We start from the raw sequence: 22,300 nt of genomic DNA on the forward strand, positions 1-22,300 counted from the left end.
ATGAGTTACAAAGAGTTGAAATTCCCCGCTGATTCTGTGTTCCTGGTAACAGGCGGAGCGGGCTTTATCGGATCAAATATATGTGAGGCCCTTCTTGATATGGGCTACACAGTAAGATGTATGGACAATCTCTCAACAGGACATATTGAGAATATTGAGCCTTTTATGGAGAACCCTAAGTTCACTTTCATCGAGAAGGATATCAGAGATCTTGATGCATGTATGGAAGCTACTAAGGGCGTAGACTATGTTCTCAACGAAGCTGCATGGGGCAGCGTTCCGAGGAGTATTGAGATGCCTCTTTTATACGAGGAGATCAATATCAGAGGAACCCTCAACATGATGGAGGCTTCAAGACAGAACGGTGTCAAGAAATTTGTCTACGCATCAAGCTCATCTGTCTACGGTGATTCAACAACCCTTCCCAAGAAAGAGGGACAGGAGGGCAATGTTCTTTCACCCTATGCTCTTACCAAGAAGACAGACGAGGAGTACGGCAAGCTTTACAAGAAGCTCTACGGCCTTGATACCTATGGCCTTAGATATTTCAACGTATTCGGAAGAAGACAGGATCCAAACGGCGCATATGCAGCTGTAATTCCCAAGTTCCTTCGCCAGCTCATGAACGGCGAGACTCCTACCATCAACGGCGATGGCAAGCAGTCCAGGGACTTTACTTATGTGGACAACGTTATCGAGGGTAATCTTCGTGCATGCCTTGCTTCATCTGATGTTGCGGGAGAAGCTTATAACATCGGAGCAGGCGGAAGAGAGTTCCTCATCGATGTATATCATCATTTAACAGATGCTTTGGGAATGGATGTAGAGCCAATCTTCGGACCTCCGAGAGCAGGAGATATCAGGGATTCAAATGCAGATATCACCAAGGCAAGAACAAACCTTGGCTACGATCCATCCTATGATTTTAAGGCAGGCATCGAGCTTGCGATTGAATGGTATAAGAAAAACTTATGAAAATAGCCATCAGAATGGACGACATTACTCCGGATATGGACTGGGGCAAGTTTAACAGGTTTAAAGACCTTTTGGATGCGCACCGCATAACGCCCCTCATCGGAGTAGTTCCAAAAAACAAAGACGAAAAGCTTTCAATTAATCCGGCAAGAGAGGATTTCTGGAACTATATCAGGCAGCTCAGAGACAGGGGCTGGATCATTGCCATGCACGGTTACAAACACCTCTATACCACCAAGGATCCGGGACTTTTCCCCATTGGCGGCAAGAGCGAGTTTGCAGGTCTTCCTTTCGAGAGACAGGATGAGATGATCCGCAAGGCCAAGAGGATATTCAGGACCAACGGTATTGAGACCGATATCTTCATGGCGCCGTCCCACTCTTTTGACAGAAACACTCTCACAGCCCTTAAGAAAAACGGCTTCAACCGTATCACAGACGGCTTTGGAACGGAACCCTTCAGGGCGCTGGACTTTGTCTTTTACCCGATTGCAGTTAAGAGAAGCGATTCTCTCAAGGATACAGGGGATGGAATAGTGACCTTCGTATACCATGCCAACACCATGGATGACAAGGATTTTGATAAGTTAAAAGAACTCCTTGAGTCAGGCAAGGTTGTTTCCTATTCTGAGTTCTTCACAAGACAAGTACAGGATAGAAATACATTTGGTCAGGTTAAGCAGTATGCACTTGCCAAAGCTAAATACCTGGCAGTTCAACTGCGTAAATTAAAGGGATAGTAAATACATCCCGATACGAGCGGAGTGAGTAGATGGAAAATGGATACGGTCAGATACGTGTACTTCATGTGCTTGGGGGCCTTGGAGTTGGCGGAGCGGAGTGCCGAATAATCGATTTGTACAGAAACATGGACAGAGATAAGATCCAGTTTGATTTTCTTGTCCATTATTCGCCTGAAAAGACAGGAAAAAAGAGTCCGACTTCAGATGAACTCATGGCAGTTCGCGAGCCGGACTATTTTGATAATAGCGTATATAAACTCGGAGGCAGGATTTTCTGCCTTCCTAAGTTCACCGGAACAAATATGGCTCAGTATAAGGCAGCCATCAAGAGATTTTTTGAGAGCCACAAGAATGAGTGGAAGGTGGTTCAGGGGCATATGACCAGTACTTCGGCCATATATCTTCCCATTGCCAAAAAGTCCGGGGTTCCCATCTGCATCGCCCATGCAAGAAGTGCGGGAGTGGATGCCGGAGTTAAGGGAATAGCCACCAGGATACTCAGAAAGCCTCTTCAGAAGGAAGGCATAACTGATTATAACTTTGCCTGCTCCACAGAAGCCGGAATCTCGGTATTCGGTGAGGACCTTGTAAAGGCCGGAGCTGTCAGGATAATACCCAATGCCATAGACCTTAAGCACTTTGCTTATAATCCGGAGAAAAGAGAAAAAATAAGGAACGAACTCGGGGTGTCCAATGCCCTGGTGATCGGTCACGTAGGAAGTTTCAGGTATGCCAAGAACCACGAGTTTTTGCTGAATGTATTTGCTCAGCTCTGCAGGTTTCTTGATAATGACGACCTCAATCAGTACAGCATGCTGCACGGTATGCGCATAAGACTTCTTATGCTGGGCAAGGGCCCTCTTATGGAGGACATGAAGAAGCTTGCTGAGAAGCTCCATATTTACGACCGATGCATCTTTGCCGGCAATAAGTCCAATGCCAGCGATTACTATCAGGCCATGGATTACTTCTGCTTCCCGTCAAGATATGAGGGACTTCCCGGAAGTGTGGTTGAGGCCCAGGCAGCAGGACTTCAGTGTCTGGTATCGGATTCCGTTACACCGGAAGTTAACGTGACGGAACTGGTTTCAATGAGGAGTATTAATTCAGAGCCAAGAGACTGGGCGAGGAAGATACTGGACGACCTTCTTCTTCGCGAGGATTATCATTCAGATCCTCTTCAGGAGGAGATCAGGCTCAACCAGACCTTTACTGCAATTGCAGGTGAGAGAAGGGAGAGCGTCTTTGAGACAGATGATATGCCGGATATAGACGCACTTGATGCGGGAACCGGATTTGAGGCAGTAAATGTCCCTGACAAAAAGCCTGTTAAGAGCCATCACCGTGCATCCATGTTTTCAATCGGTGACAGGGCAGGAAGCTCTGATTACATACTGGGCAAGCTCAGAGCCGCAGGGTTTGATGTCAAGGCTCAGGCCAGGATGATGGGATATTTCTACGAGAGAGGTCATTTTTAATGGATCAGAAAAAGAAAAACCTTATGCTGATGGTGCCTATGCTCCACCAGGGAGGATTTGAGAGAGTCTGCATAAAGACCGCAAGACTCATGCAGGAATACTATAACGTATGTATTCTCATCTTCAGCTCCAAGGATATCAACTACGACATTACAGGACTTGATGTCATCGACATTGATGTGCCCTCTGAGAAGGGTATTGTCAACAAGGTGATGAATGTCTTTAAGAGAGTAAAGAAGGCACGCAGGATCAAGAAGGAGAGAAACATTGATATCTGCTACAGCTTCGGAAGCTCAGCCAACTATGTAAACTCTCTTTCAAGAGCAGGGGAGAAGGTCCTGACGGGCCTCAGGTGTCAGACCGATCTTGAATCCCCGAGGCAGGTTAAGCTCTTTTGCCGAAAATCGGACCAGGTTCTGTCATGCTCAAAAGAGATAGTGAGACAGCTTCAGTCTGATTTCAAATACAACAGAAGCACCTATATCTACAATCCTCTGGATATTCAGGATATACAGAACAGAGCCGGAGAAACCCCGGATGATTACCCGTTTTTGGGAGACGATATAAAGGTCTTTTCCTGCTCGGCGAGAAATGACTATATCAAAGGCATATGGCATCTGGTCAAGGCCTTTTCACTGGTTCAGTACAAGCATCCCGAGGCAAGGCTTCTGGTCCTTGGATCGGGAAACTGGGATAAGTACAAAGAGCTGGCCAAAGCCCTTAAGATCAAGGACAAGGTGGCTTTCACCGGTGTTAAAAAGAATCCTTTCCCATATGTTGCAGCTTCCGACGTATATGTCTGCAGCTCCAACCATGAGGGATTCCCCAACGCTGTGCTTGAGGCAATGGCTTTAAGAAAGCCTGTTATCTCCGCCGATTGCAAGACAGGACCGAGAGAGATTCTGCTCTCCGATGCAGAGTATGAGAACCTGATAAAAGAGATTCCTGACGGCAGCAGCATAGATAAGCCGATCATGGGCGAGTTCGGTATCCTTGTTCCGGATATGGATGAGGAAGAGAACTTTGATCCCGAGTATGTAACAGAGGGCGAGAGGATTCTTGCAGAGCAGATGGAGAAGATCCTTGACGATGAAGAGCTTCTTAAGAAGTACTCCGATAAGTCCTTTGAGAGGGCAGCAATCTACGCTCCCGACAAATATAAAGAGAGTATCCATGAGATACTTAAGAGATACGAGTGAGTAAGTGTATGAAGAGCATTGCATTTCATTTAAACTGCCTGTGCCAGGGCGGAGCTGAGCGTGTTGTGACCAATCTCGCAAACCGCTTCGCATCCGAAGGCTACAAGGTATATGTGGCAACCGAGTGGTACGATGAGAATGAGTTTGTGCTGGATCCGGCTGTAACGAGAGTCCATGTGGGGCTCAAGGAAGGCGACGAGAACAAAAACAGGATCGCCAAGTTTTTCCTCAGGATCAAATACCTTAAGCAGTTTGTAAAAGAGTATAAACCCGATGTCCTGGTGGCATTTGCAAGAAAGGCCAATTACAGGGCGTTGACGGCAGCGCGAAATTCAGGTACTCCTGTTGTCATTTCCATCAGGATCGATCCTATAGGCCACTACGACCACTTTACAGACAAGCTCCAGATAAAGTGGCTGTTCCCCAAGGCTGCAGGCTGTGTATACCAGACGCAGGATCAGAGAGACTTCTTTAAGCCATATCTTCAGGAGAAGTCCAGAGTCATTATGAATCCCATAACCGACAAGTACTTTGGAGCGATTCACCCTGAAGTGAAGGAAAAGGCCGTTATGCACCACGCGCGTATTGTGGATTTCAAGAACCAGCCAATGCTGCTAAGGGCCTTTCTGAAGGTACATGAGAAGCACCCTGACTATGTGCTCAGAGTCTACGGCCCCGATTCCAAGGACGGAACATGGCAGAAGCTTGAGAAGATAATTGCTGACAATAATGCGGAGGATTTCATCTTCCTTATGGGTGCCAGCAACAGTCTGGAAAAAGAGATACCCAAGGGCGAAGTATACGCCTATTCATCGGACTATGAGGGAATGCCAAACTCCCTTCTGGAAGCCATGGCTATGGGAATGCCTGTGGTTTCGACGGACTGTCCCTGCGGCGGACCGAGAGAAGTCATTGAGGACGGCGTAAACGGATTCCTGATTCCTGTAGGTGACGAGGATGCTCTTGCAGACAGGATCTGCAGGCTTATAGAGGATAAAGATTTAAGAGAGAGCTTTGGTAAAAAGGCTCTTGAGATAGAGAAGAAAGCCAGCGCAGATGCAGTATTTGCGCAGTGGAAGGAATATCTTGAAAGTATTGTGGACGGATAAAGTATGTGCGGAATCTGTGGATACATTTCAAAAAACAGAATAACTGAAGACGAACTGCGTGTGATGAATGACACCATGATCCACAGAGGTCCCGACGACAACGGAGTCATGCTCTATCCCGGAACGGACGGATACACTGTGGGGCTTGCCCAGAGGCGCCTTTCCATTCAGGATTTATCACCTCTCGGACATCAGCCAATGGAGTCTAAAGACGGCAGGATTTCACTTGTGTTTAACGGCGAGATCTACAATTTCCTTGAGCTGAAAAAAGAGCTCTCGGACTATCCCTTCGTATCCACCTGCGACACAGAAGTAATTCTCGCGGGATACCTTAAGTGGGGAAAAGACTTTTTGAACCACATCCACGGAATGTTTGCCATAGCACTCTATGACAGGGAGAGCGGCGAGCTTATCCTTGCAAGGGACAGGATCGGCAAAAAGCCCCTGTACTACTGGCTTGAAAACGGAAACATTGTCTTTGGTTCAGAGCTTAAGCCTATTATGGCCTGCCCGGGTTTTGTACCGAGGATCAGAAATAGCATTATTTCGAGATATCTTTTCCAGCAGTATATAAATGCTCCCGAGAGTATATTTGAGGACGTGTGGCAGCTGGAGCCCGGAAGCGTTCTCTATTTCAGAAACGGAGAAGTCAAAAAGGACAAGTTCTGGGATATCAAAAAGACCTATGATGCCATGTCTTCTCATCAGGCTGAGTCCTACGATGAGGCCAAAGAGGAGCTGAAAAAGAGACTTAGGAAATCAGTATCGGACAGGATGATAGCTGATGTTCCTCTGGGAACCTTCCTTTCGGGAGGCTACGATTCATCGCTGATAACTGCACTTGCTCAGGAGAACAGTTCATCTCCGGTCAAGACATTTACCATAGGCTTTAACCAGCCCGAATACAACGAAGCTGTCTTTGCAAAAGAAGTTGCAAAGCACCTTGGAACAGATCATACGGAAGTTTATATCGACGAGAAAGAGATGCTTGATCTGGTGGAGAGTATCCCCGGATACTACGATGAGCCCTTTGCGGACGACTCGCAGATTCCCACCATGCTGGTATGTAAGCTTGCAAAAGAGAAAGTGACGGTTGCTCTCTCCGGTGATGGGGGCGACGAGTTCTTTTGCGGATACAACATATATGAGAAGCTCTCAAAAGCGCAGCAGCTGGACGGCCTTGGAGCAGTGGCCAATGCCGTTGGCAAACTTCCACTCGGAAGCGGAACGTTAATGGACAGGATGCCCTTTAGCGTAAGGACCATCGCGGGAAACAGAAATCCGGAGACCAAATCACAGCTGGCATCGGACAATTATCTCAGGGTTGCCCATGCGTTTATGACAGGCAAAGAGGCGGGAGATTTTGATCTGTCAAATTCGGAAGCCTTTCCATGCAAGTACCCCATAGAGTCACGCTATGGTGTGGACAACTGGGTGATCAGGAGGATGCTCCTTGATATGGATACATATCTTCCGGGGGATATTCTGGTCAAGATGGACAGAGCTTCCATGAAGTACTCTCTGGAGTGCAGATGCCCCATCATGGATACATCTGTAATGGAGTACAGCTTTGCCATACCTCACAGATTTAAATACATGAACGGCGACAAGAAGCATATCCTCAAGGATATCGCTTATGACTATATTCCAAAAGAGCTGCTGGAGCGGCCTAAGAAGGGCTTTAGCGTGCCCATAGATGCATGGCTCAGAGGCCCATTAAAGGAGAAGCTCCTTACCTTCAGTCAGGAAGATTTCCTTAAAGATCAGGGAATATTCGATGCAGCTTATGTATCAAAGTTTGTCCGCGACTATCTGGCTACGGGAGATGGCGGACACGGAAGCGGAGCTAATTTCTCCGGAGTTACCTGGAGCTTTTTTAACTTCCAGCAGTGGTATGAGAGGTACTTATGAAGCATATAGCTATGTATATAGGCTCCCTCGTCAAGGGCGGAGCAGAGAGGGTTATGTGTAATCTGGCCGAGTACTTTTACTCTCAGGGATATCGTGTGACATTTGTCACGACCTACCTGGGACAGGAGGAGTATGACGTACCGCATGCAACCTGGCATCGCAAAAAGGCTGAGGGCTGCAGGGAGCTTACGGTACTTGATCCCAATGACATGGAACACAAGGTGTGGATTGACGATTCTGCAGACGGCATAAAACGTGTGTTTACAGCACTTCCCCTAAATGACAGGAGCGGACGCATCGCCAATTTCATTAAGAGAGAGCAGATACTTAAGGATACCTGGAAGCAGCTTCATCCCGATGTTATCCTCTCATTCCTTGGTAAGAACAATATTATGGCGATAAAGTCGGCAAGAGGCCTTGGAATCCCGGTGGTGGTTTCGGTAAGGTCAAATCCTTCAAGAGAGTACGGGGAGGGGCGCCTTAACCTCTCCATGCGACATTACTTCCCCAAGGCAGCAGGCGTTGTGGTCCAGACTACAGAGGCAGCTCAGTATTTTGACAGCAGGGTCAGGACTAAGATACTGCCCAATTCGATCCATCCGGATTTCATAAGCAGAAGCATTGTACCCTTTGAAGAGAGGGCAAAAGAGATAGTAACCGTGGGAAGGCTGGACGACAACAAGAATCAGATCCTTCTCATTAAGGCATTTAAAGAGATAGAAAAAGAATTCCCGGACTACCGCGTAGTTATCTACGGAGACGGCGAAAAGAGAAAAGAATTTGAGAGCGCAGCTCCTGGCAGCGTGAAATTCATGGGACGCGTGAGTGATGTCCCTGAAAGGATCGCAGGGTCTGAGATCTTTGTCCTGACATCAAAGCAGGAGGGCTATCCCAATGCCCTTATCGAAGCCATGTCCCTCGGACTTGTGTGCATCTCAACTGACTGTCCCTGCGGCGGACCGAGAGACCTTATCGAAAACGGTGAGAACGGCCTTTTGATCCCTATGGCGGGTGACGAAGAGATGGTAAAAGAGCTTTCGGATGCGCTTAGGCGAGTGATCACAGACAGAGAGCTTTCAGCAAAGATGTCCCAAAATGCCGTAAAGGTGAGGGATGAGTATAACCCTGACATAATAAACGGTCAGTGGAAGGATTACCTGGAAAGGGTAATGAATAAGTAACTTACAGTTTTGGAAAGGCAGTGTGAAGAGCAGTGCAATTTAATTCGTATATTTTTATATTGTGTTTTCTGCCCATTACTCTGCTGGGATATTTTGGGCTGTATCATATAAAGAAAGACAGAGCGGCTCAAGGATTTCTCCTTGTCATGAGCCTTTGGTTCTATGCCTATTTCAACATCGGCTATCTTCCCATAATCTGCGCCAGCATACTGGTCAACTATTTTGTCTACAGGCTGATGCAAAGAGATGGTGTTACTCAGGGAAAGCGAAAGGCTCTTCTTATTCTGGGGCTTATCTTTGATATAGGTCTTATCTTTTATTTCAAGTACTATGACTTTTTCATCGACAATATCAATCATGCATTCAGTACGGATTTTGTACTGCGCCATATCACTTTGCCGCTGGGTATAAGCTTTTTTACCTTCCAGCAGATATCCTTTATTGTGGATGCATACAAAGGGGAGGCAAAGGGCTATTCATTCCTTGAATATGCTCTGTTTGTATCCTTCTTCCCTCAGCTTGTGGCAGGACCCATTGTTCTTCACAAAGAACTGGTTCCGCAGTTCAGGGAGAATTCCAGACATCACATAAATTACGACAATCTCTCCAAGGGCATAATGATGTTTGCAAGAGGACTAGCCAAGAAGGTCCTTATTGCGGATACCTTCGGCTCTGCGGTGGACGTTGCAATGCAGAAGGCAGCTCTTTTCCCGATGGGAGACGGTGCTCTTACAAGAGTAGAGATAATCATTCTGATGTTATCCTATACCTTCCAGATTTACTTTGATTTCAGCGGATACAGCGACATGGCTACAGGACTTGGATCCATGTTTAACTTAAAGATCCCCATGAACTTCAACTCGCCCTACAAGGCGCTGTCGGTTGCAGATTTCTGGAAGCGCTGGCACATGACCCTTACGAGATTTCTTACCACCTACATTTACATTCCGCTTGGCGGAAACAGGAAGGGCAAAGCCAGAACTTATCTGAACATAATGATAGTGTTCCTGATAAGCGGAATCTGGCACGGAGCAAACTGGACCTTCATCCTGTGGGGCGTGATCCATGGACTGGCACAGTGCTTCAATAAGCTCACTTCCGGTATTTATAAAAAGATATATCACGGAGCCGAGAGCTTGTCCGGTATATTGGGGAAAGCGCTTTGCGGACTTATAAAGGCGGTCCAGTGGATTGTGACCTTTGCATTTATAAATGTGGCATGGCTCCTGTTCAGGTCAGATTCAGTTACCATGTGGCTTTTGATCCTGAGGAGACTTAAGTTTGATTTCACAGATGTCAGGACAGAGATACTGGAGGGCTTCAGGCTTCCCAAGTTCAGATATGTGCTCAGCATTCTGCACCTTCCGGAAAACGACAATATGGTATTCTGGTGCGGTTTCATACTTATAACACTGGCAGCTCTTATCATCTGTCTGTGTATGCCGAACAACTACGAGAGAAAGTACAGGACAAACGTGCTCTCACTGGTATTTACATGGGTGATACTCACTCTTTGCATTGTTTCTCTGAGTTCGGTATCAACCTTCCTTTACTTTAATTTCTGAAAAGGTTTATTATGAGCGGAAAAAAGTGGTTTTATTCAAGCTTAATATTGCTGGCTGTATCTCTTTTGGCCATTGGCGGATGTGTCTTCTGGACAGACCCTTTTTTCCATTACAGAAGTCCGAGGCCATATCTGTTCTATGATCTTGAAGAGCAGCGCTATCAGAACGATGGTATCACCAAGCACTTTGACTATGACGCCATCATTACCGGAACATCTATGACAGAGAACTTTTCTGCATCGCAGTTTGACAGGCTCTTTGGAACAAATTCCATCAAGGTACCATTTTCGGGAGCTACCTATAAGGAAATCGAAGAAAACCTTAAGGTCTCCTACGAGAGCGGACATGCACCAAGATATGTGCTGAGGGGACTTGACTACACCCTTCTTGTAAGGGACAAGGATGAGCTTAGGCTTGATATGGGTGAGTATCCGGAGTACCTGACCAACAGGAATCCGATCGACGATGTAAAATATCTTTTAAACAGAGACGCTGTCGTAACATACACGATCCCGATGCTCATCGGGTATCTTAAGGGCGAAGAGGGCGGACATACAAGCTTTGATGTTTACAGCTATACTGCAAGCCACAATTTGTTCAGCAAAGAGGAGGCCCTTGCAGGAAGATCATCATTTTCAGAACCTGAGCAGATCAATGGTGTCCGGGAAGATGAAATGAAGATGGTGACTGAGAATATTGAATCCAATGTCCTCAGCGTAGCATCTCAGCATCCGGAGACCACTTTCCTTTACTTCTTCCCGCCTTATTCCATGGCATATTTCGGTGGGCTTAAGGAGGACGGAGATCTGGAAAAAGAGCTTGAGTACAAAAAGCAGGCCATCGAGATGATGCTGGAGTATGACAACATCCACATATACAGCTTTACCATGGAGACAGACATAACTGCCGACCTTGACAGATACAGGGATCAGGCGCACTACGACGAGAATGTCAGTTCCTGGATAATCGAGAAGATCGCAGAGGCAGAAAACGGACAGGAAGCTTCTTCCATCAGGATCACGAGGGATAATGTACAGAAATACCTCGATGAGGAAAAAGACCTGCTCATGAACTACGACTACAATTCGCTGATAGACTAAAAGGGGAAAAATATGTGCGGAATCGCAGGAATTTGCGGACTTGGAAACAGCGGTGAAAAGAATATAAGACGTATGACAGAGCGGCTTATTCACAGAGGCCCCGATGCCGGTGACATCTGGTCAGGACCGGGGGAGAGAGTCTGGCTTGGACACAGAAGACTTGCCATAAGAGATCTCTCCGAGGCCGGTGCGCAGCCCATGGTCTCAAAGAGCGGAAGGACAGTAATTGTCTACAACGGCGAGATATACAATGCGGATAAGCTTGCTGACCTTCTCAAGGAAAAGGGGTATGTCACCAGCTTTCGCGGAACGTCTGATACAGAGGTTTTGCTGGAGGCCATTGAGAGCCTTGGAATAAAGGAGACCCTTAAGTTCTGCAAGGGCATGTTCGGCCTTGCGGTATATGACAGGGAGACCCATGAGATAAGCCTGTCCAGGGACAGGATCGGAGAAAAGCCGCTTTACTACGGCTTTGTAAACGGAAACTTTGTCTTTGCATCAGAGATCAGTGCCATCATGGCCATAGAAGGCTTCAAAAACAAGATATTTGAGGAGGCCTTAAATCTCTATTTCTGCCATGGCTATATTCCGGCTCCTTATACTGTTTATCAGGATATCTATAAGCTTGAGCCCGGTACGATACTGACAGTGTCTGCGCCATTTTCGTACTTCAGACCGGTGCATACAGACGATGATGCGGGCGGTATTACCGGCATTCAGAGATCCGGCGGAACATACAGGTTTGATACCTATTACGATATTAAAGAGATTGCCTTAAAGGGGCAGCAGAACCTGTTTAAGGGAACAGCCGAAGAGGCAGCGGATGAGCTGGAAAAGCGCCTTATGGAGGCTATAAGGGGACAGCTCGTATCGGATGTTCCTGTCGGAGCATTCCTCTCGGCGGGAATCGATTCAAGTACGGTTGTGTCCCTGATGCAGCAGGTATGTGATGGCAAGGCAAGGACCTTTACCATAGGCATGCCTGATCCCAGGTTTAATGAGGCAGAGGTGGCAAAAGAGATTGCGGCACATCTGGGGACTCAGCACACAGAGCTCTATATCACAGAGCAGGATGCAAAAGACGTTATCCCCAAGCTCCCGCATATCTATGGTGAACCCTTTGCGGATTCATCACAGATACCGACCTATCTTGTCAGCAAGATGACCAGAGAGCACGTTACGGTTTCTCTGTCAGGTGACGGTGGCGACGAGCTCTTTTGCGGATATAATTCATATGCTTCAGTGGACAGGATATGGAATAAGATGAAGGGCATCCCCGTCGGCTTAAGGAGCGGAGCGGGCAAGATGTTCGCTCATTCAAGACAGGCAAAAAGAGATGAGGTCTTCCTAAATAAGGCAAGACTTATGCAGGCAAAGAGCCCTGAGGATCTGTACAGGATACAGGCTGAGACGGAGCGCACGCCCCTTGGATTTGACGTTGCCAAAAACCATATTCATCTTCCGTATAAGCTTAATCAGTCCGGAAGAGACGTGCTTGGCGAAGTCAATCACGACATCATGCTCATGGATATGAAGATGTACCATCCCGATGATATCCTCGTCAAGGTGGACAGATCGGGAATGGCAGTTTCTCTTGAGAGCAGGATCCCGCTTCTCGACCCCGATGTGGTTGAGTTTGCCTGGAGTCTTCCTATGAGTCTTTTAAGAGATCCGGCAACCGGACAGGGCAAGCAGGTTCTGAGAAATGTTCTCTACAGGCATGTTCCGAAAGAGCTTGTAGACAGGCCCAAGAAGGGCTTTTCAATACCTATAGCCGACTGGCTGAAGACCCCTGAGCTTAAGAGCTGGGCCGAAGATCTGATAGCTGAAGATAAGCTGAAAAGAGAGGGCTATCTTAATCCTAAGGTTGTTCATAAGATCTGGAACGACTTTGCCAAAGAGGATGGCGCATACCAGCCACTGATATGGTACATACTCATGTTTGAGCAATGGCTAGAATATGATATAATGTAATGTGGTATGCCGTTTTTACAGGGAGGATCTATGATAATCATTCAGCTTAAGGGCGGACTGGGCAACCAGATGTTTCAGTACGCCTTATACAAGGAACTTAAACATAGAGGACGAGAAGTCAAGATCGATGATGTGTCCGGCTTTGTAAATGATAAGCTAAGAGTCCCGGTGCTTGACCGCTTCGGGGTGGAATATGAAAGGGCCACAAGAGAAGAGGTAGTTGAACTGACCGATTCCAGGATGGACATTTTCAGCAGGATCAGAAGAAAGCTCACAGGACGCAAGACATACAGGATTGATGAGATGGAGGGTATCTTCGATCCCGCCATATTGGAGACAGAGAATGCCTACCTTGTAGGCTACTGGCAGTCTGAGAAGTACTTTACATCACCTGAGGTTATAGAGCAGATACAGGAAGCTTTCGGAAAGCGCCCTCAGGAGATCATGCATGATTCAGTGAGCTGGTCTACACTTCAGCAGATCGAGTGCTGCGAATCAGTGAGTATCCATGTTCGCAGGACTGACTACGTGGATGCCGAGCATATCAAGATCCATAACCTGTGCTCGGAGAAATATTACAAGAATGCCATCGGCAAGATAAGAGAGAAGCATCCCAATGCGGTATTCTTCATATTTACCGATGACAAGGAGTGGTGTAAGGACCACTTCAAGGGGCCCAACTTCATTACTGTTGAGCTTCAGGAAGGTGAGTTTACCGATGTGGCAGACATGCTTCTTATGAGCAGATGCAAGCACCACATCATTGCCAACAGCTCTTTCAGCTGGTGGTCAGCATGGCTCAATGATTCACCGGAAAAGATGGTCATCGCTCCATCCAAGTGGATTAACAACAAAAAGATGGATGACATCTATACTGAGCGGATGACAAGGGTTGCTATATAATGAACGATTCAAAAAAGGTAAGCTTGCTTGCCAAGATCAATTACATATTTGATAAAAAACAAAAGGGACAGCTTGTAATTCTGGCTGTCCTTATACTCATTGGAGCGGTTTTTGAGACGCTGGGCGTTTCAATGATCATTCCTGTTGTTTCGGTTATCTTAAGCCCGGCTGATCTTAACAGAAAGGTTGCCAAGATCCCGTGGCTTTCGGGAGTTTTAACTTCCATGGGCCTTGATAATGAAACAAAGCTTGCCTGTGCTCTTTTAGTACTTCTTATCATTTTGTTTGTGGTAAAGAACACATATCTTCTGTTCCTTGTCTACAGACAGAACACCTTTATTTCAAGAGCCAGAAACGACATGATCAGCAGGGTCATGAGAGAGTTTTTGAACAGGCCCTACGAGGATTATCTCGGAGCAGATATCCCTACGGTTTTCAGGATAACGGACTCCGATATCCCCAAGACCTTTAATCTTATGCTCTCGCTTCTTTCTCTTACTACAGAGCTTATTGTATCCATCTGTCTCGGAGTTGTGCTTTTATTCGTAAACTGGCAGATGACAGTGCTTATAGTTGTGGTTCTTCTGCTTCTTACACTGATCATTACCAAGCTTTTAAAGCCAAGGCTCAACACTATCGGAAGACACAATCAGGAGACCCAGTCCAGGATTGCCAAGTGGAGACTTCAGGCTATTTACGGACTTAAGGATGTTAAGGTCCTTAACAGACAGGATTTCTTTATCCGCAACTACTATGAGCAGGGAAGGATCGGCGCAGATATCGACAGAGATTACCAGGTCCTTAACAACGTACCCAGAGTCCTTATTGAGACAGTTTTCATGGCGGTTGTCATTCTCTACGTCCTTATCTACATAACAAGGGGCGGAGATGCATCCCAGCTGGTTCCGCAGCTTACAGCTTTTGGTCTGGCTGCCATGAGGATCATGCCTTCAGCCAACAGGATAAATACTTATATCACCAATATCGCTTATAACCAGTACAGTCTGGATTTTGTATATCAGAACCTCACTGAGTCCATGAAGACAGAGAAGGCAATGCGTGCTGAGAGAGCAGCAATTTCAGGTCCTGCTCTTCATCTGGAAAAAGAGATCGAGCTTAAGAACATCACATTCTCTTATCCCGACTCTGATGTGAAGATCTTTGACAAGGCCAACATGACCATCAAGAAGGGTCAGTCTGTAGGTATCATGGGACCGTCCGGTGCAGGAAAGTCCACAATAGTTGATATTCTTCTCGGTCTTTTGCATGTACAGTCGGGAGATATTCTCTGTGACGGAAGCAATATCTTCAGTAACTATGATTCCTGGCTTTCTCAGATCGGATACATTCCGCAGTCGATCTACCTTGTGGATGAGTCCATCAGGGAGAATATCGCCTTTGGTATCGACGCATCGGAGATCGATGATGACAGGATCTGGGAAGTAATGGAGGAGGCTCAGCTGGCCGACTTCGTAAGAGGCCTTCCCGAGGGGCTTGATACCAAGGTCGGAGACAGAGGCGTAAGGCTCTCCGGCGGACAGAGACAGAGGATCGGTATTGCCAGATCTCTTTATCACAATCCTGAGATCCTGGTATTTGATGAGGCTACAAGTGCTCTTGATAACGAGACCGAGGCAGCAGTTATGGAGGCCATCAACAGCTTCCACGGCCGTAAGACCATGGTCATTATCGCGCACAGACTTAACACTATTGAGAAGTGCGATGTCATCTACGAAGTTAAGGATGAGAAGATCGCACAGACAAGTTTAGAGGGAAGAACGGTAATTCACTGATGATAGGAACCGAGTTTTTACATGGCTTTGGTCTGGGCAACCAGCTCTTTTGGTATGTCGCAGCCAGGGCAGCAGCTCTTGATAAGGGCGTCGATTTCGGAATATGTAACCCCGGGGCTCTTGCCAACAACATGCACTCCGACACCGGAATGTACTTTATGGACATTGATCTGGGAAAAGAGATTCCGGCTGAAGACAAGGATAAATACAAGATCTTCGAGGATCACGACAACAGGTTATACCTTGGCAATTCCAAGCACGATATGACACATGGGGCCTACGTCAGCGGGATTGATCCCCGGTTTTTCGAGGTTGAGGATAATACTCTTTTATACGGAAATCTTCAGGCTGAGAAGTATTTTGAAAAGTACAAAGATCAGCTTAAGGACTGGCTGAAGATCAAGCCTGAGTATGACTCCCACGAGTATACAAAGGACAATCTCTGCATCATTCACCTCAGGTGTGGTGACTATTCCAATTCACCCGAGCTGTGGCTTGACCGCAAATACTGGGTGAACGGAATCAGGCAGATGAGAAAGATAAGACCCGACATGGAGTTTCTTGCAGTTACTGATGATGTGTCAGCAGCTTACAAGATCCTTCCTGAGGTCAAGGCAGTAAGGAACGATATCGGCAAGGATTATGTAACCATCAAGAACGCAAGATATCTTCTTCTGTCCAACAGCTCTTTTGCCGTATTCCCTGCCATGACCAGCGATGAACTGCAGTATGCCATTGCCCCCAAATACTGGGCGCGCCACAATGTTTCTGACGGATACTGGGCTTCGGAGCAGAACATCTACAGCTGTTTCCATTACATGGACAAGAAGGGAAGGATCTTTTCCCCAGAAGAGTGCAGGAAAGAGCTTGAGGAATATAAAAAGAAATCCAAGGTTTATAAAAAGCTTAATCAAAGACCCGGAGAGCTTTTGCATAAGTGCCAGACGGTTAGGGCCAAGTGGCTCTACGGTGTCTATATGTTCAAAAAGATCATAAGAAGTCTTGAGAGAAGGACAGGTCTTATTAAGATATTTCATGTATAGGTTGGAAGAGAATGTCCGCTGAGAAGAAATTAAAGCTGCCAAACGTTACACTGGTGGCTATGACAAGTGTAAATGTATATGAGACGGTTAGGGCCATGTGCTATAGCATGCGTGGGATTGAATTCGGAGACGCGGTGCTGGTCACAGACAAAAAGCCGTGGTTTTTGCCGAAGACTATCAGGTACAGCCATACCAGCAAGCTTGATAGTATCGATAAGTTCAATTACAAGATGGTCTATGAGCTCAAGGACCATATAAATACTGACTTTTGTCTGGTGGTCCACGCCGATGGTTTTGTCATCCATCCGGAGCTCTGGAGAGATGAATTTCTTGATTACGACTATATCGGATCACCGTTTCCCATGCCCACCAACGATTACGCCTACAGGGATAAAAAGGGAGAGATCAGCCGCGTAGGAAACAGTGTTTCCATCAGGTCCAAGAGACTCCTTGAATATCCTTCTGCGCATAACCTTAAGTGGGAGAAGGGCTTTGATGATTACTACAACGAGGATATTTTTCTGTGCTGTCTTGCCAAGAACGAGATGGAAGAGCATGGCCTGAAATGGGCACCTCTCGATGTGGCAGTTCTTTTTGGCAGAGAGCATATGATTCCGGAGAACAAGGGCGTAGAGCCTTTTGCTTTCCATAAGTGGCGCGGCGAGAACAGCGGATATCCAAGATTTTACAGCCCCAAAAAGCGCTTTAAGATGGCGGTGAGACCGCTTCTTTTCTGGCGTAAGAGCGAAAAGTGGAAGAGAGAGCACGGTTTGCAATGAAGTTTTCTGTTATCATCCCGGTGCACAACGGGGAGAAATATCTAAATGAATGTCTGGACTCGGTACTGGCTCAGAAGGGTGATTTTGAGACAGAACTTGTGGTGATTGAAAACGGATCTACCGACGGAAGTGCTGCCATATGTGACGACTATGCCGCAAGGCACAGTGAGGTAAAGGTTTTTCGCCAGGAAGCTCTCGGTGCATATGAGGGCAGAAGGCGTGGAATGAGGCAGGCAACCGGAGATTATCTGGTGTTTCTTGACTGCGACGATGCACTTAAAGAAGGTGCACTGGAAACTCTTGCGGGAGCTGTTTCAGGGGATGATCCGGATGTGGTTCTTTACAATGCGGAGAACATGGGAAGTGAAGGGACTCTTAAATTCTCTTTTCCCTTTACTGACGGAACCCTGTACCTGGGAGATCGCAAGAGGGAGTTCTACGATGTGATGTGCGCGGGAGATTCCCTCAACGCCATGTGGAACAAGAGCCTTAAAAAGAGCCTTGCGGACAGGCTGATTTCAGAGGACGATCCCGATACTCCGGGAATGTTCAACCACGGAGAGGATCTGACCCAGACAGCTCAGATACTGGATGAAGCGAGGTCGATACTCTTTATCAACAAGGCGCTTATCTCATACAGAAAAGATAACTCGGGGGGACTTACCACAGGATACTACCCCGCATACATAGAACAGCAGGAATATGCATGGAAGAAGCTCCTTGGATATTCTAAGAAATGGCAGAAGAGAGACAATGAGTACGACAAGGTTATAGGGAAGAGAATGGCCCTGACCTGTACCATTACGGTGAGTAAGCTCCTTAAATCCGCTCTGCCATGGAAGAGTGTAAGATCAGAGCTTGATACCCTGATAAGAAAGCCCTTCTACAGGAAATACGCAGGCGGAGAGCTTCCAATGTGGGCTCCTCAGGAGGCGAGCCTTGTGCACGACCTTCAGATGTCGGATGACCCATATAAAGCGCTTCTAGCGTACAGTAAAAAGCTTCGAATCAAGAGAGGCATCAAAAAGCTTCTTGGCAGGAAATGAGGAAACTGATGGTATACGATTGCATACCTTTTTTTAACGAACTGGATATACTCGAGCTGAGGCTCAACATTCTGGATAAATATGTGGACAAGTTCATAATCGAGGAGTCCACCATGACTTTTTCCGGAGAGGAAAAGAGCCTGTGCTTTAAGGCAAACAGAGACAGGTTCAAAAGGTTTTTGGACAAGATCGTCTATGTGACGGTGGATAATTCTCCCACGACAGGAACTACTCACGAGAGGGACTACTTCCAGAAAAATCGCCTCATCGAGGGACTTAAGGAAGTCGGCGCAACAGAGGATGATGTCATCATCTTTGGCGATTGCGATGAGATCCCGAATCCTGTTGAGCTCGAGAAGATAATTGCAAATTTTGATAAGACAAAGGTTTATCACCTTGCACAGAGAAACTTCTACGCTTTCCTTAACATGGAGGAGAAGTCCGGCAAGCTCTTGTCGATTACAAGGGAATTCCCGGATATTCCGCAGGAAAAGCGCAAGTGGCTCGGAACCAAAGTTACATCCATGCTCAATATTCCCAAGGAGGGAATCGTAAGATTAAGAGATCTCTGCGAGGTTACGGATGAGAATGCTGTCAGAGTTGCTGACGGTGGATGGCATTTCGGATACATGGGCGGAGATCATGAAAAGAATCCTATCGACAGAATAGGTGTCAAGGTCAAAGCCGCTGCTCATCAGGAGTACAACGAGAGAGAGATCATTCTTGAGACCATGGACAGACTGATCCTGGGACAGGATATTTTCGGAAGGGATGCTAAGTTTGAGAGAGTTGAAATAGATGACTCATATCCGCAGTATCTGATTGACCATCTCTCTGAATACGAGCATCTGGTAATGCCGAAGATAACTCTTTTTTCCAAGCTTTACCATAAATTTGATATTACTGTCGGAAGATTTTTCAGAAAGGCAATTCGCAAGATAAAAAGAATGTTTCTATGATCACATGGCTTGCTGCTAACAGAAAAAGAATATCAGAATATCTTTTCTATATTGCATTCACCATTGAAGTGCTTATTATGATCCTGGAAAAGAGTGAGATCCCTTTTCATATGGAGAGCTATGTCTTCAGGGTGACTTTTCTGCTGACATTTCTTGCAGTACTTGTGATGAAGCATGACAGAAAGGAATGGGCAGCAATAGTCCTGCTTTGGGCGGTAGCAGCGCTTAGTTACTACATCTCGGGCAAGAACGATATTTTGAGGCTTGTTACACTCCTTGTGGCAGCCAGGGATATCGATCTGAAAAAGGCGATGAAATACTGCTTTTATGTGTGCCTCATCGGATTTCTTCTGATAGCGCTCCTTGCAAGCGTAGGTGTTTTGGGAGACGTTTCACTGACACAGGATTTTGGAAGAAGCGTTGGAGTGGAGACGAGATATGTGTTTGGCTTTGGACATCCCAACACATTGTTCAGTTCATTCTTTGCTCTGATACTTATGTGGATCTGGATATATGGACGTAAGGCCGGAGTTATTCCTTATTGTGTGGCTGCAATAGCCTCGGTTCTGATAATGTGGCTGACCAAATCAAGGACCAGTGCACTGATACTTGTGATGACTCTTGTGCTGGCTGTGGTATTCAGATGTTTTAAAAAGCTTTCGGAGGTTAAGGCTTTATATATTCTGGAAACGCTTGTTTCGCCGGTATTTTGTATCGTGTCAGCGATCATTGTTGCCGGATTGTCGGGACATGTTTATGCCGGAGATAAGTTTTTTGACATAGGCGACCTCTATTGGAAAATAGAGGAAAAAATAAATTACAGAATGAGTGCGGTATATTATGAAGCTGCAAACAGAGATGCGGTGCTGTCGAAATGGAAGCTCTTTTCCGGACACGGAACGGACTCGTATTTTGATATGGGCTGGGTAAGGCTCTTTTACTGGTACGGTATTATACCTACGCTTCTCATAGTAATCGCACTGTTGGCAATAATCTATGTTTGCCGGAAGAAAAAAGATATATGGACCATGCTGATAATCTTCTCGGTGTCCGTATATACTATAGTTGAGGCCACCTTTGTAACAAGGTATCTGGGCCGTGATTTCTTTTTGCTTATAGCAGGTTCTTACCTGGGATATTATTTTTTGAATAAAGGGGAAACAGATGTCAGAAGCGCTTAGAAAAAAGCTGTTTTGGCTGATAGCTTTTGCAAATTTCATAATGGTGTTTATTTTTGTGTATATGACACCGTATCTGTCAGATGACATTCTCTACATGGATGAAGTGGTCAGGGCCAATAATTTCTTTGACCTGATTGTTCAGGAGTATGACCATTATATGGGCCATAGCGGCAGAACTGTTGCACATTTTCTTTTGAGAGTATTTTTGTTTACAGGCAATAAGATTGTTTTTGATGTTGCTGCATCAATTGTATTTGTAGTTATCTCGTTACTGATCTACATGAATGTTGATCACAGAAAGAAATTCGATGTTCGCGTGTATTCCTTTATAGTTGTGCTGTTGTGGCTGTTTGATCCAACCATCAGCGACAGCGTTTTCTGGGAAGACGGAGCCTGCAATTATCTGTTTACAGGATGCATAGTGCTGGGATTTGTCACTGTCTTCAGAAAGACGATCAAAGAGAACTTGCAGAGAGGAATAGGCTTTACTGTAGGAATGTTCTTCTTTGGACTGGCTGCGGGCTGGTGCAATGAGAACACCTCCGGAGGCGCAATTTTATTTGCACTTGTTATGATGGCGGCCAAGTGGAGAGAGACAAAGAGCTTTAAGAGCATAAAGCCGTGGATGATATCAGGGCTTGTGGGAGCAATGCTGGGCTTTGGCCTGATGATCACTGCGCCCGGAAACTTCATCAGAGCCGTTACCAGAGAGGAAGCACATACAGGCTATGTGGCTCTTATGGCAAGGTTCCTAAAGATTACCCTCAACATTAAGGAAGGCTACCTGCCCCTTGTATTTGCATTTATTGTTATCGTGATAGCTATTGCATACAGGCTTGGTGACAGAAAAGAGTTTTTCAGGACTGCATCGGGAATCATGCTGTTTGGATTCTTGTTCCTGGCTACATGCTATGCGCTTTTGGGAGTATCCAGCACTCAGCTCAGGGCATACTACGGTGCAGGGCTGTTTTTGATGACGGCTGTTGCATCAGGCTATGCGTGGCTTGCCAATGTGGGATATAAAGAGGCGGTTGCACAGACCATTGCGACAAGCCTTGTTACAATACTCGGAGTATTACTGATCTTCACTTATATCGAGGACGGTGCAAACGTAGCCAGAGTTAAGCGTGAATTCGATGAGAGAGATGCATATCTGGCACAGATGGCCGAGGAAGGTGTCAAGGATGTGGTTGTTCCGATGCTGCGTCCCGATTGGGAATGCCGCTATACCACAGCTTATACCATGGATATTACCGAGGATCCGGGCCATTGGATCAATGTGGCCTATGCCGGACATTATGGACTCGACAGTGTCAGTGGTGTTGAAAGGGAGAATTGGACCGAGTACTAACGCGGTCTTT

General features: G+C 46.4%; 18 protein-coding genes. All 18 read left to right on the forward strand.

Annotated elements, in window-relative coordinates:
- The 18 genes from G590_RS0111300 (at position 1) to G590_RS0111385 (ending at position 22,290) form a co-directional block, all read left to right on the forward strand.
- The gene (locus G590_RS0111300) at positions 1-975 is read left to right on the forward strand and encodes an SDR family oxidoreductase (protein ID WP_022765776.1); all 975 of its coding nucleotides are present in this window, start codon (positions 1-3) and stop codon (positions 973-975) included.
- Positions 972-1,715, forward strand: coding sequence for a DUF2334 domain-containing protein (locus G590_RS0111305; protein ID WP_022765777.1), 744 nt, complete (start codon positions 972-974; stop codon positions 1,713-1,715). The genes G590_RS0111300 and G590_RS0111305 overlap by 4 nt, the downstream gene beginning before the upstream one ends.
- Before the next feature lie 32 nt (positions 1,716-1,747).
- Positions 1,748-3,196 carry a glycosyltransferase gene (locus tag G590_RS19310; RefSeq protein WP_022765778.1) on the forward strand — a complete coding sequence of 483 codons (1,449 nt, stop codon included), beginning with the start codon at positions 1,748-1,750 and terminating at the stop codon, positions 3,194-3,196.
- Positions 3,196-4,395, forward strand: a complete 1,200-nt coding sequence (locus tag G590_RS0111315) for a glycosyltransferase (RefSeq protein ID WP_022765779.1) — start codon at positions 3,196-3,198, stop codon at positions 4,393-4,395. Before G590_RS19310 ends, G590_RS0111315 begins: the two co-directional genes overlap by 1 nt.
- Positions 4,392-5,504 (forward strand): glycosyltransferase, encoded by a 1,113-nt coding sequence (locus G590_RS0111320; RefSeq protein WP_242829773.1) that lies wholly within the window; start codon positions 4,392-4,394, stop codon positions 5,502-5,504. Before G590_RS0111315 ends, G590_RS0111320 begins: the two co-directional genes overlap by 4 nt.
- Positions 5,505-5,507: 3 nt before the next feature.
- Positions 5,508-7,415, forward strand: coding sequence for an asparagine synthase (glutamine-hydrolyzing) (asnB, locus tag G590_RS0111325; RefSeq protein WP_022765781.1), 1,908 nt, complete (start codon positions 5,508-5,510; stop codon positions 7,413-7,415).
- Positions 7,412-8,596, forward strand: a complete 1,185-nt coding sequence (locus G590_RS0111330; RefSeq protein ID WP_022765782.1) for a glycosyltransferase — start codon at positions 7,412-7,414, stop codon at positions 8,594-8,596. Before asnB (G590_RS0111325) ends, G590_RS0111330 begins: the two co-directional genes overlap by 4 nt.
- 146 nt (positions 8,597-8,742) lie before the next feature.
- Positions 8,743-10,161: an MBOAT family O-acyltransferase gene (locus G590_RS0111335; protein WP_242829774.1), complete on the forward strand. Its 1,419-nt coding sequence runs from the start codon at positions 8,743-8,745 to the stop codon at positions 10,159-10,161.
- Between the two features lie 11 nt (positions 10,162-10,172).
- Positions 10,173-11,261: a hypothetical protein gene (locus G590_RS0111340; protein WP_022765784.1), complete on the forward strand. Its 1,089-nt coding sequence runs from the start codon at positions 10,173-10,175 to the stop codon at positions 11,259-11,261.
- A gap of 12 nt (positions 11,262-11,273) precedes the next feature.
- Positions 11,274-13,235, forward strand: coding sequence for an asparagine synthase (glutamine-hydrolyzing) (gene asnB / locus G590_RS0111345; RefSeq protein WP_022765785.1), 1,962 nt, complete (start codon positions 11,274-11,276; stop codon positions 13,233-13,235).
- Between the two features lie 30 nt (positions 13,236-13,265).
- Positions 13,266-14,138, forward strand: a complete 873-nt coding sequence (locus G590_RS0111350; protein WP_022765786.1) for an alpha-1,2-fucosyltransferase — start codon at positions 13,266-13,268, stop codon at positions 14,136-14,138.
- Positions 14,138-15,931: an ABC transporter ATP-binding protein gene (locus G590_RS0111355; RefSeq protein ID WP_022765787.1), complete on the forward strand. Its 1,794-nt coding sequence runs from the start codon at positions 14,138-14,140 to the stop codon at positions 15,929-15,931. The genes G590_RS0111350 and G590_RS0111355 overlap by 1 nt, the downstream gene beginning before the upstream one ends.
- Positions 15,931-16,974 carry a glycosyl transferase gene (locus G590_RS0111360; protein WP_022765788.1) on the forward strand — a complete coding sequence of 348 codons (1,044 nt, stop codon included), beginning with the start codon at positions 15,931-15,933 and terminating at the stop codon, positions 16,972-16,974. The genes G590_RS0111355 and G590_RS0111360 overlap by 1 nt, the downstream gene beginning before the upstream one ends.
- Before the next feature lie 11 nt (positions 16,975-16,985).
- Complete coding sequence (locus G590_RS19315) at positions 16,986-17,753, forward strand: DUF5672 family protein (protein ID WP_022765789.1); 768 nt, start codon at positions 16,986-16,988, stop codon at positions 17,751-17,753.
- Positions 17,750-18,799, forward strand: coding sequence for a glycosyltransferase family 2 protein (locus G590_RS20690; RefSeq protein ID WP_022765790.1), 1,050 nt, complete (start codon positions 17,750-17,752; stop codon positions 18,797-18,799). The genes G590_RS19315 and G590_RS20690 overlap by 4 nt, the downstream gene beginning before the upstream one ends.
- A gap of 8 nt (positions 18,800-18,807) precedes the next feature.
- The gene (locus G590_RS0111375) at positions 18,808-19,758 is read left to right on the forward strand and encodes a hypothetical protein (RefSeq protein ID WP_022765791.1); all 951 of its coding nucleotides are present in this window, start codon (positions 18,808-18,810) and stop codon (positions 19,756-19,758) included.
- The gene (locus G590_RS0111380) at positions 19,755-20,939 is read left to right on the forward strand and encodes a hypothetical protein (protein ID WP_022765792.1); all 1,185 of its coding nucleotides are present in this window, start codon (positions 19,755-19,757) and stop codon (positions 20,937-20,939) included. The genes G590_RS0111375 and G590_RS0111380 overlap by 4 nt, the downstream gene beginning before the upstream one ends.
- The gene (locus G590_RS0111385; protein ID WP_022765793.1) at positions 20,923-22,290 is read left to right on the forward strand and encodes a DUF3329 domain-containing protein; all 1,368 of its coding nucleotides are present in this window, start codon (positions 20,923-20,925) and stop codon (positions 22,288-22,290) included. The genes G590_RS0111380 and G590_RS0111385 overlap by 17 nt, the downstream gene beginning before the upstream one ends.
- The last annotated feature ends 10 nt before the right edge of the window (positions 22,291-22,300 follow it).

The sequence above is a fragment of the Butyrivibrio sp. XPD2006 genome (genome assembly GCF_000420865.1).
Classification (GTDB): domain Bacteria; phylum Bacillota; class Clostridia; order Lachnospirales; family Lachnospiraceae; genus Butyrivibrio.

Excerpts from the sequence above, each read along its gene's own strand:
- G590_RS20690 (WP_022765790.1), top strand. The coding sequence starts at position 17,750 with ATGAAGTTTTCTGTTATCATCCCGGTGCACAACGGGGAGAAATATCTA.
- G590_RS0111300 (WP_022765776.1), top strand. The coding sequence starts at position 1 with ATGAGTTACAAAGAGTTGAAATTCCCCGCTGATTCTGTGTTCCTGGTA.
- asnB (WP_022765781.1), top strand. The coding sequence starts at position 5,508 with ATGTGCGGAATCTGTGGATACATTTCAAAAAACAGAATAACTGAAGAC.
- G590_RS0111330 (WP_022765782.1), top strand. The coding sequence starts at position 7,412 with ATGAAGCATATAGCTATGTATATAGGCTCCCTCGTCAAGGGCGGAGCA.
- G590_RS0111385 (WP_022765793.1), top strand. The coding sequence starts at position 20,923 with ATGTCAGAAGCGCTTAGAAAAAAGCTGTTTTGGCTGATAGCTTTTGCA.
- G590_RS0111375 (WP_022765791.1), top strand. The coding sequence starts at position 18,808 with ATGGTATACGATTGCATACCTTTTTTTAACGAACTGGATATACTCGAG.
- G590_RS0111335 (WP_242829774.1), top strand. The coding sequence starts at position 8,743 with ATGAGCCTTTGGTTCTATGCCTATTTCAACATCGGCTATCTTCCCATA.
- G590_RS0111305 (WP_022765777.1), top strand. The coding sequence starts at position 972 with ATGAAAATAGCCATCAGAATGGACGACATTACTCCGGATATGGACTGG.
- G590_RS0111350 (WP_022765786.1), top strand. The coding sequence starts at position 13,266 with ATGATAATCATTCAGCTTAAGGGCGGACTGGGCAACCAGATGTTTCAG.
- asnB (WP_022765785.1), top strand. The coding sequence starts at position 11,274 with ATGTGCGGAATCGCAGGAATTTGCGGACTTGGAAACAGCGGTGAAAAG.
- G590_RS0111355 (WP_022765787.1), top strand. The coding sequence starts at position 14,138 with ATGAACGATTCAAAAAAGGTAAGCTTGCTTGCCAAGATCAATTACATA.
- G590_RS0111380 (WP_022765792.1), top strand. The coding sequence starts at position 19,755 with ATGATCACATGGCTTGCTGCTAACAGAAAAAGAATATCAGAATATCTT.
- G590_RS0111340 (WP_022765784.1), top strand. The coding sequence starts at position 10,173 with ATGAGCGGAAAAAAGTGGTTTTATTCAAGCTTAATATTGCTGGCTGTA.
- G590_RS19310 (WP_022765778.1), top strand. The coding sequence starts at position 1,748 with ATGGAAAATGGATACGGTCAGATACGTGTACTTCATGTGCTTGGGGGC.
- G590_RS0111315 (WP_022765779.1), top strand. The coding sequence starts at position 3,196 with ATGGATCAGAAAAAGAAAAACCTTATGCTGATGGTGCCTATGCTCCAC.
- G590_RS19315 (WP_022765789.1), top strand. The coding sequence starts at position 16,986 with ATGTCCGCTGAGAAGAAATTAAAGCTGCCAAACGTTACACTGGTGGCT.
- G590_RS0111360 (WP_022765788.1), top strand. The coding sequence starts at position 15,931 with ATGATAGGAACCGAGTTTTTACATGGCTTTGGTCTGGGCAACCAGCTC.